The 19,000-nt window shown below is 41.9% G+C and carries 18 protein-coding genes, 1 tRNA gene and 1 other RNA gene; 18 read left to right on the top strand and 2 right to left on the bottom strand.

Annotation, left to right across the window (positions count from 1 at the left end; genetic code table 11):
* The first annotated feature begins 119 nt into the window (after positions 1-119).
* The 7 genes from HA044_RS03345 to whiA all read left to right on the top strand — a co-directional run bounded on the left by HA044_RS03345 (position 120) and on the right by whiA (position 5,075).
* Complete coding sequence (locus tag HA044_RS03345) at positions 120-251, top strand: DUF4044 domain-containing protein (protein WP_003011566.1); 132 nt, start codon at positions 120-122, stop codon at positions 249-251.
* A 38-nt stretch (positions 252-289) separates the two neighbouring features.
* Positions 290-1,603: a GTPase ObgE gene (gene obgE, locus HA044_RS03340; protein WP_187539270.1), complete on the top strand. Its 1,314-nt coding sequence runs from the start codon at positions 290-292 to the stop codon at positions 1,601-1,603.
* A 51-nt stretch (positions 1,604-1,654) separates the two neighbouring features.
* Positions 1,655-1,819: a hypothetical protein gene (locus HA044_RS03335; protein WP_003006512.1), complete on the top strand. Its 165-nt coding sequence runs from the start codon at positions 1,655-1,657 to the stop codon at positions 1,817-1,819.
* 18 nt (positions 1,820-1,837) lie between these two features.
* Positions 1,838-2,221: a RidA family protein gene (locus HA044_RS03330; protein WP_187539268.1), complete on the top strand. Its 384-nt coding sequence runs from the start codon at positions 1,838-1,840 to the stop codon at positions 2,219-2,221.
* 75 nt (positions 2,222-2,296) lie between these two features.
* A complete protein-coding gene (gene rapZ / locus HA044_RS03325) occupies positions 2,297-3,187 on the top strand; it encodes an RNase adapter RapZ (protein ID WP_187539266.1) in 891 nt (296 codons plus the stop codon).
* Positions 3,184-4,161 carry a YvcK family protein gene (locus HA044_RS03320; protein WP_187539264.1) on the top strand — a complete coding sequence of 326 codons (978 nt, stop codon included), beginning with the start codon at positions 3,184-3,186 and terminating at the stop codon, positions 4,159-4,161. Before rapZ ends, HA044_RS03320 begins: the two co-directional genes overlap by 4 nt.
* Positions 4,158-5,075, top strand: coding sequence for a DNA-binding protein WhiA (gene whiA / locus HA044_RS03315; protein ID WP_187539262.1), 918 nt, complete (start codon positions 4,158-4,160; stop codon positions 5,073-5,075). The genes HA044_RS03320 and whiA overlap by 4 nt, the downstream gene beginning before the upstream one ends.
* A 301-nt stretch (positions 5,076-5,376) precedes the next feature.
* On the opposite strand, the gene HA044_RS03310 is transcribed toward whiA, so the two are convergent.
* Entirely contained in the window at positions 5,377-6,345 is a 969-nt protein-coding gene (locus HA044_RS03310) for an NAD(P)/FAD-dependent oxidoreductase (RefSeq protein ID WP_187539260.1), read from the bottom strand.
* Between the two features lie 177 nt (positions 6,346-6,522).
* Here HA044_RS03310 and rpsU point away from each other — a divergent pair, with 177 nt between their 5' ends.
* Positions 6,523-6,699, top strand: coding sequence for a 30S ribosomal protein S21 (gene rpsU / locus HA044_RS03305; protein WP_000048054.1), 177 nt, complete (start codon positions 6,523-6,525; stop codon positions 6,697-6,699).
* Positions 6,700-6,803: 104 nt separating this feature from the next.
* Here the strand turns inward: rpsU and mscL are convergent, their stop codons facing one another.
* On the bottom strand, positions 6,804-7,184 hold the full coding sequence (gene mscL, locus HA044_RS03300) for a large conductance mechanosensitive channel protein MscL (protein ID WP_187539258.1): 381 nt from the start codon (positions 7,182-7,184) through the stop codon (positions 6,804-6,806).
* A gap of 215 nt (positions 7,185-7,399) precedes the next feature.
* Between mscL and dnaG the strand changes: the two genes are divergently transcribed.
* The 10 genes from dnaG to pyk all read left to right on the top strand — a co-directional run bounded on the left by dnaG (position 7,400) and on the right by pyk (position 18,911).
* A complete protein-coding gene (gene dnaG / locus HA044_RS03295) occupies positions 7,400-9,178 on the top strand; it encodes a DNA primase (protein WP_187539256.1) in 1,779 nt (592 codons plus the stop codon).
* A 2-nt stretch (positions 9,179-9,180) separates the two neighbouring features.
* Positions 9,181-10,290 carry an RNA polymerase sigma factor RpoD gene (gene rpoD, locus HA044_RS03290; protein ID WP_187539254.1) on the top strand — a complete coding sequence of 370 codons (1,110 nt, stop codon included), beginning with the start codon at positions 9,181-9,183 and terminating at the stop codon, positions 10,288-10,290.
* 179 nt (positions 10,291-10,469) lie between these two features.
* Positions 10,470-10,799: a metal-sulfur cluster assembly factor gene (locus HA044_RS03285; RefSeq protein ID WP_187539252.1), complete on the top strand. Its 330-nt coding sequence runs from the start codon at positions 10,470-10,472 to the stop codon at positions 10,797-10,799.
* Between the two features lie 186 nt (positions 10,800-10,985).
* Entirely contained in the window at positions 10,986-11,693 is a 708-nt protein-coding gene (locus HA044_RS03280) for an ABC transporter ATP-binding protein (protein ID WP_187539250.1), read from the top strand.
* A gap of 9 nt (positions 11,694-11,702) precedes the next feature.
* Positions 11,703-12,497, top strand: a complete 795-nt coding sequence (locus tag HA044_RS03275; RefSeq protein ID WP_187539248.1) for a hypothetical protein — start codon at positions 11,703-11,705, stop codon at positions 12,495-12,497.
* 105 nt (positions 12,498-12,602) lie between these two features.
* Positions 12,603-12,950, top strand: a transfer-messenger RNA (tmRNA) gene (gene ssrA / locus HA044_RS03270).
* 8 nt (positions 12,951-12,958) lie between these two features.
* A tRNA-Ser gene (locus tag HA044_RS03265) sits at positions 12,959-13,046 on the top strand.
* Between the two features lie 95 nt (positions 13,047-13,141).
* Positions 13,142-16,243: a DNA polymerase III subunit alpha gene (locus HA044_RS03260; RefSeq protein WP_316250187.1), complete on the top strand. Its 3,102-nt coding sequence runs from the start codon at positions 13,142-13,144 to the stop codon at positions 16,241-16,243.
* A gap of 83 nt (positions 16,244-16,326) precedes the next feature.
* Positions 16,327-17,340, top strand: a complete 1,014-nt coding sequence (gene pfkA, locus HA044_RS03255; RefSeq protein ID WP_187539244.1) for a 6-phosphofructokinase — start codon at positions 16,327-16,329, stop codon at positions 17,338-17,340.
* Between the two features lie 65 nt (positions 17,341-17,405).
* Positions 17,406-18,911 (top strand): pyruvate kinase, encoded by a 1,506-nt coding sequence (pyk, locus tag HA044_RS03250; protein WP_187539242.1) that lies wholly within the window; start codon positions 17,406-17,408, stop codon positions 18,909-18,911.
* Positions 18,912-19,000 lie beyond the last annotated feature (89 nt).

Raw genomic sequence — 19,000 nt, 5'->3', positions numbered from 1 at the left:
AAAGCAATGAAGAGGCTAGGACTTTTGTCCCAGTCTCTTTTTGTGTAGGCTCTATTTGAAAAATCCCCTATTTCGTGGTAAAATAGGGCTAATGAATTTATAGTAACGAGGTATAAAAAGTGGCTTTTGGAGATAACGGAAAACGCAAAAAAACACCATTTGAAATGATTACCATGGTGGTTATTGTGATCATGTTGATCGTAACAGTTGGTGCGATTTTTGCTACAGCAATCGGTGCCCTTTCTTATTAAGTTAAGGTGCACATAGATATAAAGGAAATCATTCATTTATGAGTATGTTTTTAGACACAGCTAAGATTAAGGTCAAGGCTGGAAATGGCGGAGATGGCATGGTGGCCTTCCGTCGTGAAAAATATGTCCCCAATGGGGGGCCTTGGGGCGGTGATGGAGGTCGTGGTGGCAATGTCATCTTCGTAGTAGACGAAGGCTTGCGCACACTAATGGACTTCCGCTATAACCGTCATTTCAAAGCCCAAAATGGGGAAAAAGGAATGACCAAGGGCATGCATGGACGTGGCGCCGAAGACCTCTATGTACGCGTTCCCCAAGGGACGACCGTGCGAGATGTCGAGACGGGGAAAGTCATTACGGACTTGGTCGAAAATGGTCAAGAATATATTGTTGCTCACGGTGGCCGAGGCGGACGAGGCAATATTCGATTTGCAACACCAAAGAATCCAGCACCTGAAATTTCTGAAAATGGAGAACCTGGTCAAGAACGCGAATTGGCACTGGAACTCAAGATTTTGGCGGACGTTGGTTTGGTTGGTTTTCCATCTGTTGGGAAGTCGACCCTTCTTAGCGTCATCACTTCAGCTAAGCCAAAGATTGGAGCCTACCATTTCACAACCATCGTTCCAAATTTGGGAATGGTTCGAACACCGTCTGGAGAATCCTTTGCGGTAGCTGACCTTCCTGGATTGATCGAAGGAGCTAGCCAAGGTGTCGGATTAGGAACTCAGTTCCTTCGCCACATCGAGCGCACCCGTGTCATCTTGCATGTCATTGATATGTCAGCCAGTGAAGGACGTGATCCTTATGAAGATTATGTTCAGATCAATAACGAACTTGAAACCTATAATCTTCGTCTCATGGAGCGTCCACAGATTATTGTGGCGAATAAAATGGACATGCCAGAGAGCCAAGAAAATTTGAAAGAATTTAAGAAAAAACTAGCGGCCAATTACGATGAGTTTGATGAGCTTCCACAAATCTTTCCGATCTCTAGCCTAGCGCAACAAGGCTTGGACAATTTGTTAGAAGCAACGGCAGAGTTGGTTGATAAAACGCCTGAATTCCTCTTGTATACTGAAGATGAACTGGCGCAAGAAGAAGTTTACTACGGCTTTGATGAAGACCAACCAGCCTTTGATATTAGTCGTGATGACGATGCCGCTTGGGTCTTGTCTGGTGACAAACTAGAAAAACTCTTTACCATGACCAATTTTGATCGTGATGAAGCGGTGATGAAGTTTGCCCGTCAATTGCGTGGAATGGGGGTTGATGAAGCTCTCCGTGCGCGTGGGGCCAAAGATGGCGATATCGTTCGGATCGGAAACTTTGAATTTGAGTTTGTAGATTAAAGTGTATCCTGACCGAATCTAGGATTCCAAATAAGAAATGAGGCTTTTTCAGTGGGAGATAAACCAATCTCTTTTCGAGATGAAAATGGAAATTTTGTTTCAGCTGCCGATGTTTGGAATGCTGAAAAATTAGAAGAACTGTTTAATACGCTAAACCCTAAACGCAAATTGCGTCTCCAAAGGGAAAAATTAGCAAAAGAAAACCAGCAAAAGTAAATAGACTTGGAGAATACGATGGGAAAAACAATTCATACAGATCAAGCACCTGCAGCAATTGGACCTTATGTTCAAGGGAAAATTGTCGGCAATCTCTTATTTGCAAGTGGTCAAGTTCCCCTGTCCCCTGAAACAGGAGAAATCATTGGCCAAACCATTCAAGAGCAAACAGAGCAAGTGTTAAAAAATATCGGAGCCATTCTAAAAGAAGCCGGAACAGACTTTGATCATGTGGTCAAAACCACTTGCTTCTTAAGTGATATGAATGACTTTGTACCTTTTAATGAGGTCTATAAAACAGCCTTTACCAATGAGTTTCCAGCTCGATCAGCTGTTGAGGTAGCCCGCTTGCCACGTGATGTGAAGGTTGAAATTGAAGTTATTGCGGAAATCAAAGCCTAATAACGATTCAAAGACAAAAGACAGAGTGGAGAGCAGGAAGCTGGTTGCCACTCTGTTTTAATTTGGGAGGAGAAAATGACAGAAAGTAAGATTCAACTGGTCGTAGTGACAGGGATGAGCGGTGCTGGTAAGACCGTCGCCATCCAATCTTTTGAGGATTTGGGTTACTTTACTATTGACAATATGCCACCAGCCTTATTGCCTAAATTTATTGAACTCATGCGTCTTAGTCCAGACAATAATAAATTAGCAGTTGTTGTGGATATGCGAAGTCGTTCTTTTTTCAATGAGATTCCCACCGTCTTGGATGAATTGGACAACCAAGAAGACCTCGATTTCAAGGTCTTGTTCTTGGATGCGACTGATAGTGAGTTGGTGGCGCGATACAAGGAAACACGCCGAAGCCATCCTCTGGCAGCAGATGGGCGTGTCTTGGATGGGATTACCTTGGAGCGAGAGCTCTTGTCTCCGCTTAAAAATATTAGTCAAAATGTGGTCGATACGACTGAGTTAACACCTCGTAATCTAAGGAAAGAAATTGCTGAACAATTTGCTAGTCAAGACAATCAGCCAGATTTTCGAGTTGAGGTCATGTCTTTTGGTTTTAAATATGGCCTTCCGATCGATGCTGACTTGGTCTTTGATGTGCGTTTTCTGCCAAATCCATACTACAAGTTGGAGCTTCGGAATTTAACAGGGCAAGATCCAGCTGTTTATGATTATGTCATGGATCACCCTGAATCAGAGGACTTTTATCGTCACCTCCATGACTTGATCGTTCCTATTTTACCATCTTATAAACGAGAAGGTAAATCCGTTCTCACCATCGCTATGGGCTGTACCGGTGGGCAACACCGTTCAGTAGCCTTTGCAGAGCGCTTAGCGCATGATTTAGAAAAAAATTGGCAGGTCAATTGCAGTCATAGAGACAAGGACAGACGGAAAGAAACGGTGAATCGCTCATGAGAAAACCTAAAGTAACGGTTATTGGTGGTGGGACAGGAATTTCTGTTATCCTTGATAGTTTACGAAAGAAACCAGTTGATATTACGGCCATTGTCACGGTTGCGGATGACGGAGGCAGTTCTGGTGAATTGCGAAAGAATATCCAAAAATTGACACCACCTGGAGATCTTCGAAATGTGCTGGTTGCCATGTCAGATATGCCTCGTTTTTATGAGAAGGTCTTTCAATACCGCTTTGCCGATGATGATGGGCCTTTGGCTGGTCATCCTTTGGGGAACTTGATCATTGCAGGGATTTCAGAGATGCAAGGCTCGACCTATAATGCCATGCAGTTGTTAACCAAGTTCTTCCACACGACAGGTAAGATTTATCCGTCGAGTGATCGGCCCTTGACCCTACATGCCGTCTTTCAGGATGGAAAAGAAGTGGTTGGGGAAAGCCATATTGCCAACTACGCCGGTATGATTGATCATGTATTTGTGACCAATACCTTTGATCAAGAGCGCCCAAAAGCTAGTAAAAAAGTGGTAGAAGCTATTCTTGAAAGTGATATGGTGGTCTTGGGGCCAGGTTCTCTCTTTACCTCTATCCTCCCTAATTTGATGATCGATGAGATCGGGAAAGCTATTCTTGAAACCAAGGCCCAAGTAGCCTATGTCTGCAACATCATGACCCAAAGAGGAGAGACCGAACATTTCAAAGATAGTGACCACGTGGCCGTACTCCACAAACATTTGGGAGAAAAGTTCATCGATACTGTTCTCGTCAATATCAATCAGGTTCCCGCAGCTTATATGAACAGTAATAAATTTGATGAATACTTGGTGCAGGTCGAGCACGATTTTAAGGGTTTGCACTCGCAAGTCCCCCAAGTGATTTCTTCTGATTTCTTAAAGCTAGTCAATGGCGGAGCCTTTCATGATGGTGAAAAAGTAGTCGAAGAGCTGATGCAGATCGTGCAGGTGAGAAAATGAGTTTTACGGTTCGCGTCAAAGAAGAATTGCTGTCCCTCAAACGATTTGAAAAGAGTGAATTGGCTGCCATTATTAAGATGTCTGGGAGTCTTGGAATTTCTACGGGTGGTTTGACCTTGTCGGTGACGACAGAAAATGCTAAAATTGCTCGTCATATCTACGAATTGTTGCTTCATTTTTATGGGGTCAAATCAGATATTCGCCATCACCAAAAGACAAATTTACGGAAAAATCGGGTCTATACGGTTTTCTTGGATGAAAAAGTAGAAGCTATTCTAGCAGACCTTCATTTGGCAGATTCCTTTTTCGGGATTGAGACGGGCATTGATGCCAGCATTTCTAAAGATGAGGCAGCAAGTCGGGCCTATCTGAGAGGGGCATTTCTGTCGAGTGGCTCTATCAAAGATCCCGAAAAAGGCAAATACCAGCTGGAGATCAATTCAGTATATACCGACCACGCTGAAGGAATAGCCCTTCTCATGCAAGGCTTTCTGTTAGATGCCAAAACCATTGAGCGGAAGAAGGGTGTAGTGACTTATCTGCAAAGGGCTGAAGATATCATCGATTTTCTGATTGTAGTGGACGCTATGAACGCCATGCAAGAATTTGAGGAGATCAAGGTCATGAGAGAGACGCGTAATGACCTCAATCGGGCCAACAATGCCGAGATGGCCAATATTCAAAGAACAGTTACAGCCAGCATGAAAACCATCAATAATATCAGTAAAATTGTGGATACGATCGGTTTAGGAAGTTTACCAAGTGATCTGCAAGAAGTGGCCTATATCCGGATGAACCATCCAGATTATTCCATCCAACAGATCGCAGATAGCTTACAAGTTCCTATTTCAAAAAGCGGTGTTAACCACCGTTTACGAAAAATCAATAAGATTGCTGATGATTTAGATAAATAAAAAAGCCCGAGGGGCCTTTCAGATTGAAGACAAAGTCATCTTAAAAACTTTCCTTAGGTGAGTACGGACGTCAGCGAACTTCTTCGAAGTTCCATGACTTAGTTTTGAGCCTAAGGTCTCAAAACTCCCGAGTGCTTGAAATGATCGCATTTCAAGCACTTTTCTCATGGCGGAAAATTTTTATATATTTTTAATTAATTTTAAAAATTAGAATTTATTTCGACTTCCTTGTAGAATACTGTACTCATTTTAGTAAAAAATAGTTTGTCTACATTCTAAAAAAGGCCACTGGCCTTTTTTATTATAAACTGGTTGAGTGAGTGGGTTGAACCTTCTTATCTGGATAGATGTAGTTGATAGCGTTGTTCACAGCTGTTGGAGCTTCACCGAGACCTGTCGCAATCAGATCAATCTTTCCTTCGTAGAAGCAACAGTCTCCGCAGGCATAAATTCCAGCGAGGCTCGTTTCTTGTTTTCGGTTAACCTTAATTTTATGGCGTTGCAATTCTACGCCCCATGATTTTAAATTTCCAATCGAAGATTTAAAACCATAATTGACAAATAAGTGATCAATTGGAATGAGCTCGGTTTCATCGGATTTGACTTTTGTAATCTCAAGGTGAGTGGCATGACCATTTTCACCAATCAAGCGACTTGGGACAAAAGGTGTTTTGATAGTAACAGAAGATTGTTTGAGTTCTTCTACACTGTGTTCGAGGGCACGGAAGTTGTCCCGACGGTGAACGATGGTTGTCGGAGCGATCTTGTCAAAAGCAAGAGCCCAGTCTACAGCGGAATCCCCACCACCAAGGACAGTCACTTGTTTTCCTTCATACTGTTGGATGTTTGAAACATGGTAGTGAACATTGTCAAAGTCCTCAGCCCCGTCTATATCAAGAGGGCGTGGTTTAAAGGCCCCACCACCCATGGCAATAATCACAGCTTTAGACTGATGCACTTGGCGAGAAGTGGTGATGGTGAAAATTTCTCCCTCTTTTTGAATGTCTTCAACCGTTTCATTGAGGTAGATTGGAGTATCAAATCCCTGAACTTGCTCGATCAAGCGATTGCTCAATTCTTCCCCTGTTAAATTGGTAAATCCCGGGACATCGAGAATATTTTTTTCAGGATACAAAATAGCTGGCTGTCCTCCTAATTGAGGAAGAGAATCGATTAATTTGACATTTACTTGACGTAGATTGCCATAAAAGGCAGCAAACAAACCGACCGGTCCGCCACCGATAATGGTAATATCATAAATTTCTGACATGGTGTCTCCTTCATGTTTTCTTAGACTCCATTGTATCATAAAATGGGTTGAATGAAAAAGCTGGGATAAGAAAAAAGGTCCTTACCTAGAATGCTAGAAAAGTTGCAAAAAATCTTGACAGCTATATAGAAGTGTGATAAAATAAATAAGATTTTAGGCTTGAAGGGAGTGAAAAACATGTCAAAAACAGTAGTACGTAAGAATGAATCTCTTGACGATGCTCTTCGTCGTTTCAAACGTGCGGTTACTAAAGCTGGTACTCTTCAAGAAACACGCAAACGTGAATTCTATGAAAAACCTTCTGTAAAACGTAAACGTAAATCAGAAGCAGCTCGTAAACGTAAAAAATTCTAATAGAATACAGGAACAGACTTCGGTCTGTTTTTTGTTTTCCTTGGGCTATCATGAGCAACAAAAAATCCGACCTTCTTTTTAGAAGATCGGGTCTTTTTATCTGATTATTTGTTTGCAAGCAAGTCGCGGATTTCAGCAAGCAACTCTTCTTGAGTTGGAGCAGGAGTTTCTTCTTCAACAGCTTCTTCTTTTTTACCAAGGTTTTGAGCTTTCTCAGCAGCTTTTACTACGAAGAAAAGAACAGTACCAACAACAAGGAAGTTGATAACAGCGCTCAAGAAGCTACCGTATGCCACACCGTTCCATGATAATTGTGCAATCTGTTCAACACCAGCAGCCTTCATAGCTGGTTTCAAAATAAGTGGAGTGATGATATCGTTAACAAGTGATGTTACGATAGCTCCAAATGCAGCTCCGATAACGACTGCTACAGCAAGGTCAACGATGTTTCCACGAAGGAGGAAAGCTTTTAAATCTTTTAACATATCCTAAATATGTCCTTTCATAATAATTTTTTACTTTGATAGTATAACGGAAATTGATGGAGCTGACAAGGAATTTGCCTAAAATTTTTTAAATTAGTGATATTTTTTTGAAAATGTGTCCATTATGATTGAAATTGATAGGAAAAAATTTACATTTAGGGATTTTTAGTATAAAATAGAAAATGATAGTCTATGGTAGAATGGAGGCACTGTTTATGGTTGATAAAGAGCAAATAGCAGAGATTAAAAACAGTGTCAACATTGTTGAAATCATTGGGGAAGTAGTTTCTCTCAGTAAGGCAGGTCGCAATTATTTAGGCCTTTGCCCTTTTCATGGAGAAAAGACTCCCTCCTTTAATGTTGTTGAAGATAAGCAGTTTTACCATTGCTTTGGATGTGGTCGTTCTGGGGATGTCTTTAAGTTCATTGAAGAATACCGAGGGGTTACTTTTATGGATGCGGTTCAAATCGTTTCTGAAAAGGCGGGGATTGCCATCCAAAACCAAGCAAGGCCGCATCAACCAACCCTTGTGAACCCCAATCAAGACTTATATGACATTCATCAGGAGGCGAGTAAGTTTTACCAAGCCATTCTGATGACGACCAAGATGGGGGAAGAAGCGCGAAGCTACTTGCATGAACGTGGCCTGACTGATGAGGTTATCCGCCATTTTCAATTGGGCTTGGCTCCTGCAGAAGGAAATTATCTTTATCGAAATCTCTCTGAGAAGTTTTCTGAAAAGGTCATTACAGATTCGGGTTTGTTTACGATCTCCGATGCTGGGACAGTTTTTGATTCCTTTCAGGATCGGATCATGTTTCCCCTGACAGATGATACAGGGCGTGTGATTGCCTTCTCAGGTCGGCTATGGAAAGAGGCTGTGGATGGTAGTCATCAAGCCAAGTACAAGAACAGTCGAAGCACGCGTTTATTTAATAAAAGTTTTGAACTCTATCATTTAGACCAGGCTAGGACGAGTGCCAAAAAGCTCCGTGAAATGTATGTGATGGAAGGCTTTATGGATGTCATTGCGGCTTATCGAGCTGGGATTGAAAATGCAGTGGCCTCCATGGGAACAGCACTGACTCCAGAGCATGTCCATCACTTATCCCACTTTACAAAAAAAGTGATTTTGACCTATGATGGAGACAAGGCAGGGTTAGAGGCGACGGTCAAGGCCTTAGATGTCTTGCAAGATCTGGATCTTGAAATCGTGCGTATTCCAGACCAGATGGACCCGGATGAGTATCTTAAGAAAACATCACCGGAAGAGTTGGCAAGTCTATTAAAGGATTCCAGAATCAGTAAGGTCGAGTTCTTAATGCACTATTGGAAACCTTCCTATATTGAGAACCTGCAAGCGCAGATTGAATTTGTCGAAAAGCTTGCCCCTATTATTGCACAGACGCAGTCTATCACTGCACAAAATGCCTATATATATAAACTAGCTGATTTGCTACCAGATTTTGATTATTTGCAGGTTGAGCAGCTTGTCAATAATAGCCGATTGCAACAGAGAGAAGCCACGCAAAAGAGTGGAGCTTCTAAACGATCTAATTTTTCAGTGGATCTCTTGCCAAATCGTGGAATGTCGCGCTTGGTGAAGGCGGAAAATCATCTCTTGAATCGGATGAAGGATTTTCCAATGATTCTGAATGATTACCGATTGCGATCGGATTTTTCCTTCGATACGCCTGAGCTTCAAGTTTTGTACAAGTTACTTTGTCAAAATGGTGAGGTTAGTTCTCAGGATTTATCAGAACAACCAGAAGGGGTTCAGCATGCCTGGTATCGTATGTTAGAAGAAGACCTACCAGAAGAGATTTCGGATGGTGAATTAGAAGAAGTTGAAGAGACGCGTCAGCGCGAGTTGCTTCGTAAAGAAAACCAACAAATTGGAAATAAAGTGAAAGAAGCCTCCTCTACAGGAGATGCAGAAACAGCTTTATTGGAGCTTGAGCGTTTGATCGCTCAAAAAAGAAGAATGGAGTAGGAATGGCGAAAGAACAAAAAGATATTACAACATTAGACGTTCAAATTGCAGAATTTATTCGTGGCCACAAGAAAAGTGGGACTGCTACAGATGATGATATTAATGACAAATTGGTGATCCCTTTCTCACTAGATGCATACGGAATTGATGATCTTTTGCAACGGATTCAAGATGCAGGAATTTCGATCACAGATAAAGACGGCAATCCAAGTGCGCGTGTGTTAACCAATGAAGAAGAACCCGAATTAACAGATGAGGAATTGCTTGGAAGTAACTCTGCAAAAGTCAACGACCCAGTTCGGATGTACCTGAAAGAAATTGGGGTTGTTCCTTTGTTGAGCAACGAAGAAGAGCAAGAATTGGCTATTTTGGTAGAACAAGGTGACTTGGAAGCCAAGCAACGTCTAGCAGAAGCCAACCTTCGTTTGGTCGTTTCCATTGCGAAGCGTTATGTCGGTCGTGGCATGCAATTTTTGGATTTGATCCAAGAAGGAAACATGGGCTTGATGAAGGCGGTTGATAAGTTTGACTATACCAAAGGGTTTAAGTTCTCTACTTATGCCACTTGGTGGATCCGTCAGGCCATCACTCGGGCCATTGCAGACCAAGCGCGTACCATTCGGATCCCGGTTCACATGGTGGAAACCATTAACAAGTTGGTTCGGGAACAACGTAACCTCTTACAAGAATTGGGACAAGACCCAACACCTGAACAAATCGCTGAGCGCATGGATATGACGCCAGATAAGGTGCGTGAAATCTTGAAGATTGCCCAAGAGCCTGTTTCTTTGGAAACGCCAATCGGGGAAGAGGACGATAGCCATTTGGGAGATTTTATCGAAGACGAAGTGATTGAAAATCCAGTAGACTACACCACTCGTGTTGTCTTGCGCGAACAATTGGATGAAGTCCTCGATACCCTGACAGACCGTGAAGAAAACGTCCTACGTTTACGTTTTGGTCTCGATGATGGTAAAATGCGGACCTTGGAAGATGTCGGCAAAGTCTTCAACGTGACCCGTGAACGGATCCGTCAGATCGAAGCCAAAGCCCTCCGCAAACTCCGCCACCCAAGCAGAAGCAAACCATTGCGTGATTTTATTGAGGATTAAAAATGTCCGGGGGACATTTTTAACGGTCGCCAAGAAATGAAAAAGCGACCTAGGTCCAGTGAACATTTTTAACCCGAGCCAAGAACTTTGGAAGCGAGGAAGGTCCTGCGGACATCTTTAACCTGACCTGATTTAGCTAAATTTTGGTTAGGCAAAATAGAAACGAAAGGAAGTGTAGAATGGCCTATACAACAGAGCAAATTGAAGTAATCAAGAATAAAATTTTAAATGCCTTGGAAGAAGTCATTGATCCTGAGCTTGGAATTGACATTGTCAATTTGGGTCTTGTTTATGAGATTCATTTTGATGGTGAAACAGGTGCAACCGTGATTGATATGACGTTGACCACTATGGGATGCCCCTTGGCCGATTTATTGACAGATCAGATCCACGATGCGTTGGCAGATGTAGAAGAAGTATCAACTGTTGATGTGAAATTGGTCTGGTATCCTGCTTGGACGGTTGAAAAGATGAGTCGCTATGCACGAATTGCTCTTGGCATTAGCTAAAAATTTTCAATGGATACAGTATTCATCAAAACAAATCAGAGAGGCTAGGATTTTTGTCCCAGCCTCCTTTTCTGTTTAAACCGTTTTTTGAACAACTTTTACAAATTCTTTGCAAATTTTCATATACAGTTGCAAACATTTAGGAGACAAGGTATAATAGCATAAATAGAAAAAAAGGAGATTTACATGAATCAGTATCCTTTGGTCTACTTGGACCATGTAACGAAAAACTATGGGCAAGCAGTGGCTCTCATGGATGTTAGTTTGAATATCCAACCTGGCCGTATTATTGGCCTCCTTGGTCCCAATGGTAGTGGGAAAACAACCATTATTAAATTGATTAATGGTTTGTTGCAACCAAGCCTTGGCAATATCTATATTCATGGGCAATTGCCATCCCCAGCCTCTAAAAAAGTCGTCTCTTATTTGCCAGATACGACTTATCTGAATGAAAATATGAAAATCGTGGATGCTATCCGCTATTTCCAAGATTTTTATGCAGATTTTAATGTCCAACGTGCTTACCAATTGCTCAATGACTTGCACTTGCTTCCAAATCAAAAATTGAATAGCCTTTCAAAAGGGAATAAGGAAAAAGTGCAATTGATTTTGGTGATGAGTCGGGAAGCTGACTTGTATGTTCTTGATGAACCAATTGGGGGAGTGGACCCGGCTGCGCGTGATTATATCTTGCGGACTATTATTCAAAATAGACGTCCGAACTCATCTGTTTTAATTTCAACTCACTTGATTGCGGATATTGAGCAAGTTTTGGATGAGGCGATTTTCATCAACCAAGGAAGAATCCTCTTGCATGAAAATACGACTGTTTTGCGCAATCAACACGGAAAATCAATCGATGCGATCTTCCGTGATCAATTCCGTGTTTATTAGGAGGCACCCATGTTTGGTAAATTATTAAAATATGAATTTAAATCGACAGCTAAGTGGTATTTATTGATCACCCTGATTGCACTAGGTTTGTCCATACTAACAGGTATTATCGGTGCAAGTTCTGTACCAAGTTTTTTACATATGGATGTAGGTACCTTGAGAGTAGTATCAGGAATTCTTGGGATTCTCATTTTTGGTGGTGTGATCGGCCTTTATCTCAGTAACTACTATATCATTATCCGTCGTTTCTATTCTAACTTATACGAACGCGAAGGCTATTTGACCTGGACCCTTCCAGCTAGCCCTCATGCCATCATTTTGTCTAAATTTGTGGGAGCCTTAGTAGCGAGTCTATATTGTATATTCCTCCTACTTTTTAGCAGTTTTGTCACGATACTTGTGATGGGAGCTGTCATGGGACAAGACCTCTCTCCTGTATTTAGTATTTTCGAGGCTTTTAGTCATTCCACCGTTTATTGGATTATCATCTGGTGGATTTTTACCACAGCTTCAGGAATCTTACTATTTTATGTATCAATCGCACTTGGCCAACTGTTCCAAAATCGTCGTGGATTGAAGGCGATTCTGTTTTTCTTTCTCTTGTGCATTGTGTTAAGCATCATTGGTATAGCAGTCCAACCAGTTAGAGATTTGAATGATTTACTCCGTCTGCTCTATAACTATGGGAATATGGAGGAATTGGGAATCTCATTTATACCAGGACTCATCTATGAAGTGATTAAGATTGTTTCTATGTACTTCACCATTCACTACATCAGCAAGTACAAGTTGAACCTTCAATAATCAACAAGGGATTGAACGAGGAAGCCTCGAAAGGAAAGCTTCCTTGTTCAATTTTTTTCTTTTGCATTTTTAGCTGCATTTTGATATACTAAATGTATTCGTTTTGGGGTCGTTACGGATTCGACAGGCATTATGAGGTATATTTTGCGACTCGTGTGGCGACGTAAACGCTCAGTTAAATATAACTGCAAAAAATAATAATTCTTACGCTTTAGCTGCCTAAACACCAGCAGGCGTGACCCGATTCGAATCGCTCGCGTTTGATGACAGGTCTTTATTTGAGCGAGATACGATCAAGCTTTGTCTAGTAGCTTGATAAGAGATTAATAGACTCGCAGTTTTTGGGCTTGAGTTATGTGTCGAGAGGCTGTTAAAACAAAACATAACCTATAGTTGTAGACAAATATTCTGGCAGGTGTTTGGACGTGGGTTCGATTCCCACCGGCTCCATATATAATTTTGGAAGATTACTCAAGAGGCTTAAGAGGCCGTGTTGGAAACGCGGTAGGCGTGTAAAAGCGTGCGTGGGTTCGAATCCCATGTCTTCCGTTGTTGAGACATCATTGTGTAACAGTGGTGTTTTTTTGTACAAAAAGGAGTGACCAAAGGGGTCACCAAAATAGACAATGCAGAAAGGAGAAAAAGTGATTGCACAGCTAGATACCAAAACAGTTTATACCTTCATGGAAAGTGTGGTCAGCTTGACAGATTATGTCGAGAAAGCCAAAAGCATGGGCTATGAGTCCTTGGGAATCATGGATGTTGACAATTTGTATGGTGCTTATGAGTTTATCGAAGCTTGCGAGGCCGCTCACCTCAACCCCTTAATCGGTCTGGAAATTGGGCTGGAGCTTGGGGATCAAACCATTCCTTTTCGCTTGTTGGCCTTGTCAACCCAAGGCTATCAGAACTTGATGAAGATTTCAACGAGTAAAATGATGGGAAAGAACAGCTGGGAAGATGTGAAGCACTTGATGCAGCATGTCGCAGTCATTGTTCCGGCTCCTTATGCTAATGAGGAGTTGCCTTTATCCTGTGATTACTATATTGGGGTTTTTGCGGACATACCCGCAACCTCATTTACGCATCCTGTTCTCCCTCTTCATACGGTACGTTATTTCGAAAGGTCTGATCTGGAAGCTCTCCAGATGCTTGCTGCGATTAAGGAAAATCAAACCTTAACAGAAACAGGTTCGATGGATGCGAGCTTGGCCTTAAAAAGTCCCCAAGATTTGAGAAAAGACTTTGAAGTAGCCTTTCCTCAGGCGGTAGAAAATCTAGAACAGTTAGTAGCAGGTATTCATTACCAAATTGATACCCAGTTAAAATTGCCTCGTTTTAACCATAAAAAACCAGCAGTAGAAGAACTGAGAGAATTGGCTCAAGCTGGTCTTGTTCAGAAAAACTTAAGAGGTTCAATCTACCAGGAACGATTGGAGCATGAGTTAGAGATTATTCACCAAATGGGCTTTGATGATTATTTCTTGATTGTCTGGGACCTCCTTCGTTTCGGACGCTCTCAAGGCTATTACATGGGAATGGGACGTGGATCTGCTGTAGGCTCACTGATTGCCTATTCCCTAGGGATTACAGGGATTGACCCTGTGGAGAAGGACCTCCTCTTTGAGCGCTTTTTAAATGTGGAGCGCTATACCATGCCGGATATTGATATTGATATTCCTGATATCTATCGTCCTGAATTTATCCGCTATGTGAGAGACCGTTATGGAAGTTACCATGCGGCTCAGATTGTAACCTTTTCAACTTTTGGGGCTAAGCAAGCCATTCGCGATGTCTTTAAACGCTTTGGAGTTCCTGAGTACGAACTGACCTCTATTACCAAGCGAATTGGTTTTAGAGATACATTGACGACCGCTTATAAGAAGAACCTGGCCTTTCGACAAGTAATCCATAGCCGAACGGAATTTGAGCGTGGCTTTGAGATTGCGAAAAGAATTGAGGGCCAACCTAGACAGACTTCGATCCACGCAGCTGGGGTCGTGATGAGTGACCAAGATTTGACCGATCATATTCCTCTAAAGTATGGAGAGGACATGTTCATTACTCAGTATGATGCCCATGCAGTAGAAGCCAATGGTCTGTTGAAAATGGACTTTTTAGGCTTGCGCAATTTAACCTTTGTTCAAAAAATGAAGGAAGCAGTCTATGAAAAGTATCAAGAAGATATACGAATTGAAGCTATTGATTTAGAAGATCCAGCAACGCTGGCCTTGTTTGCGGCAGGAGACACCAAGGGTATTTTCCAATTTGAACAGGCCGGGGCCATTCGCCTTTTGAGGCGTGTGAAACCCAATCATTTCGAAGAAGTGGTAGCGACCACCTCTCTTAATCGTCCAGGAGCTAGTGATTACATTGACAATTTTGTAAAACGAAAGCATGGCCAAGAGAAGGTGGAAATTTTAGATGCCTCTATCGCAGATATCTTAGAGCCTACCTATGGAATTATGCTCTACCAAGAGCAGGTGATGCAGGTGGCTCAGCGTTTTGCAGGATTTAGCCTTGGGAAAGCCGATATCTTGCGGCGTGCCATGGGCAAAAAAAATGCTGCAGAAATGCACAAGATGGAAGATGATTTCATCACAGGGGCTCAAAATCTCGGTCATACCAAAGAAAAAGCTCAAGAAGTCTTTGCCATCATGGAAAAATTTGCTGGCTATGGTTTTAACCGGTCCCATGCCTATGCCTACTCTGCCTTAGCTTTTCAAATGGCTTATTTCAAGGTCCATTATCCAGATGTTTTCTTTGATGTCATGCTCAATTATTCTAGCAGTGACTATCTGACAGATGCCCTCCAGTTTGACTTTAAAGTAGCTTCCTTATCGATTAATACCATTCCATACAGGGATAAGTTTCAAGATAGAAAAATCTACTTAGGCATGAAAAACATCAAGGGATTTCCGAGAGAGTTTGCCTATTGGATCATCGACAATCGTCCCTTTGAAAGTGTCGAAGATTTCATTTTACGACTTCCAAATCAGTATCACAAATTGCCTTTATTAACTCCTTTGGTCGAGCTTGGCTTATTTGATAGTTTTGAGAAAAACAGGCGCAAAGTCCTTCAAAATTTACCGAATTTGTTGGTCTTTGCGGATGAATTGGGCAGTCTGTTCGGGGATTCCAATTACTCTTGGACGGAGACAGAAGACTTTAGCCAAGCTGAAAAATATGAGAAAGAGCAAGCTCTTATCGGGGTTGGATTAAGTCCTCATCCCTTAGCCACTATTGCGCAAATGAGTCCTTTTGAGATCCAGCCGATCTCGCAACTGGAGCAAGGCCAACAAGCTCGGATTTTGGTGGAAGTTCAATCCATCCGAACGATTCGGACGAAGGCAGGGGATCTCATGGCTTTCCTACAAGTCAGTGACACCAAGAAAAAATTGGATGTGACCCTTTTCCCAGAAACCTACAATCGATTTTCTTCTTTGATCAAAGAAAGTGGCTTTTATTACTTGTCTGGGAAAATCCAAGAACGAGAGGGTCACTTGCAAATGGTTCTATCAGAAGCGCAATTAGCGACCAATGAGAAATTCTGGATTCAATTGGCAGATCACAGCCAGGATCAGACCATTCTTTCGATTTTGAAGAAATATCCTGGTCCTTATCCTGTTGTGATGCGCTATGAAGATGAAAAGAAAACCTTGCAACTGAAAGGGTATCCAGTTCAAAAAAACAAAGAGTTAGAAGCAGAACTCAAGAATCTGGTTCTGAAAACGATTTATCGATAAAAACTATGGAAAATACGAGATATTTAGTCCCATTTGTGTTATAATTACGTAGAATGTAAAAGAAAAAAGGAGCAAATAACGAAATGAAACGTATTGCTGTTTTAACCAGTGGGGGAGATGCCCCTGGTATGAACGCTGCTATTCGAGCGGTAGTTCGTCAAGCAATTTCAGAAGGCATGGAAGTTTTCGGTATCTATGATGGATACGCGGGAATGGTTGCTGGAGAAATTCATCCGCTGGATGCTTCATCAGTTGGAGATATCATTTCACGTGGTGGTACTTTCCTTCACTCAGCTCGCTATCCTGAATTCGCTCAGCGCGAAGGCCAATTAAAAGGGATTGAGCAGTTGAAAAAACACGGTATCGAAGGTGTAGTTGTCATCGGTGGAGATGGTTCTTATCACGGAGCGATGCGCTTGACAGAGCTTGGCTTCCCAGCTGTTGGTCTTCCTGGAACAATCGATAACGATATCGTTGGAACAGACTTTACCATTGGTTTTGACACTGCAGTGACAACTGCAATGGATGCCATCGACAAGATTCGTGATACTTCATCTAGTCACCGTCGTACTTTCGTCATCGAAGTGATGGGGCGTAATGCTGGAGATATCGCGCTTTGGTCAGGTATCGCGTCTGGTGCGGATGAAATCATCGTCCCTGAAGAAGGATTCGCTATCAAAGATGTGGTTGAAAGCATCAAAGAAGGTTATAAAAAAGGTCGTACGCACAACATCATTGTCCTTGCTGAAGGTGTGATGTCTGCGGCTGCATTTGGTAAGGCTTTGAAAGAAGCTGGTGATGAAAGTGACCTTCGTGTGACGGAGCTTGGACATATCCAACGTGGTGGTTCGCCTACTGCGCGTGACCGTGTCCTTGCATCTCGTATGGGTGCTCACGCTGTTAAACTTCTGAAGCAAGGGATCGGTGGTGTAGCTGTTGGGATCCGCAATGAAAAAATGGTGGAAAACCCAATCCTTGGTGATGCAAAAGATGGTGCTCTCTTTAGCTTGACGGATGATGGTAAGATCGTCGTAAACAATCCGCACAAAGCAGATCTTGGTCTTGCTGAATTGAACCGTAGCTTGTCATCTATTTAATTTCATTACTTAAATTCGTTAACATGTCTTAAAAAGACAGATATATAAAAAAGGAGTCGTATATCATGAACAAACGTGTTAAAATCGTTGCAACTTTAGGTCCTGCGGTCGAAATCCGTGGTGGTAAGAAATTTGGCGAAGATGGATACTGGGGCGAAAAACTTGACGTTGAAGCTTCAGCACAAAATATTGCTAAATTGATCGAAGCTGGTGCTAATGTTTTCCGTTTCAACTTCTCACATGGTGACCATGCTGAACAAGGTGAACGTATGGCAACTGTTAAACGTGCAGAAGAAATCGCTGGTAAAAAAGTTGGTTACCTTCTTGATACAAAAGGTCCTGAAATTCGTACTGAATTGTTCGAAGGTGAAGCAAAAGAATATTCATACAAAACTGGTGAAACTCTTCGTATTGCGACAAAACAAGGAATTAAATCAACTCGTGACGTTATCGCTTTGAACGTTGCCGGAGCTCTTGACATCTTTGATGATGTTGAAGTTGGTCACCAAGTATTGGTGGACGATGGTAAATTGGGTCTTCGTGTTATCGAAAAAGATGCTGCTAAACGTGAATTTGTTGTTAAAGTTGAAAACGATGGTATCATCGCAAAACAAAAAGGTGTAAACATTCCTAATACAAAAATTCCTTTCCCAGCTCTTGCTGATCGCGATAACGATGATATTCGTTTCGGTTTGAAACAAGGAATCAACTTCATCGCTATCTCATTTGTACGTACTGCAAAAGACGTTCAAGAAGTTCGTGCAATCTGTGAAGAAACTGGTAATAGCCACGTTCAATTGTTTGCGAAGATCGAAAACCAACAAGGTATCGAAAACTTGGATGAAATCATTGAAGTAACTGATGGTATCATGATCGCTCGTGGTGACATGGGTATTGAAGTACCATTCGAAATGGTTCCAGTTTATCAAAAGATGATCACTTCTAAAGTAAACGCTGCTGGTAAAGTTGTTATCACTGCAACAAACATGCTTGAAACAATGACTGAAAAACCACGTGCAACTCGTTCTGAAGTATCTGACGTCTTCAACGCTGTTATCGATGGTACGGATGCTACAATGCTTTCAGGTGAATCTGCAAATGGTAAATACCCAATTGAATCTGTAGCGACTATGGCGAAAATCGATATGAACGCTCAAACTCTTTTGAAAGAATATGGTCGTTTGAATCCAGCTGCCTTTGAACGTCATTCTAAGACAGAAGTTATGGCATCAGCAGTTAAAGATGCTACAAGCTCAATGGACATCAAATTGGTTGTTACATTGACTAAGACAGGTCACACTGCACGTTTGATCTCTAAATACCGTCCAGATGCTGATATCTTGGCATTGACATTTGACGAATTGACTGAACGTGGATTGATGTTGAACTGGGGTGTTATCCCTATGTTGACACAAGCTCCTTCATCAACTGATGATATGTTCGATATTGCTGAACGTAAAGCAGTTGAAGCTGGTCTTGTTAAATCTGGTGATGATATCGTTATCGTTGCTGGTGTACCAGTTGGAGAAGCTGTTCGTACAAACACAATGCGTATCCGTACAGTTCGCTAATCTAATACAGAAATTTCAAAACCTTGTTTGCGATCATTAGATCGCAAGCGAGGTTTTTTTAGTTGGAAAAAGGCTTGATCAAAATTCTC

Origin of the sequence: Streptococcus sp. IMAU 99161 (genome assembly GCF_014435245.1) — a bacterium.
GTDB lineage: Bacteria > Bacillota > Bacilli > Lactobacillales > Streptococcaceae > Streptococcus > Streptococcus lactarius.
Note: the sequence above shows the minus strand (reverse complement) of the source record. Positions and strands in the feature narration are given on the sequence as shown.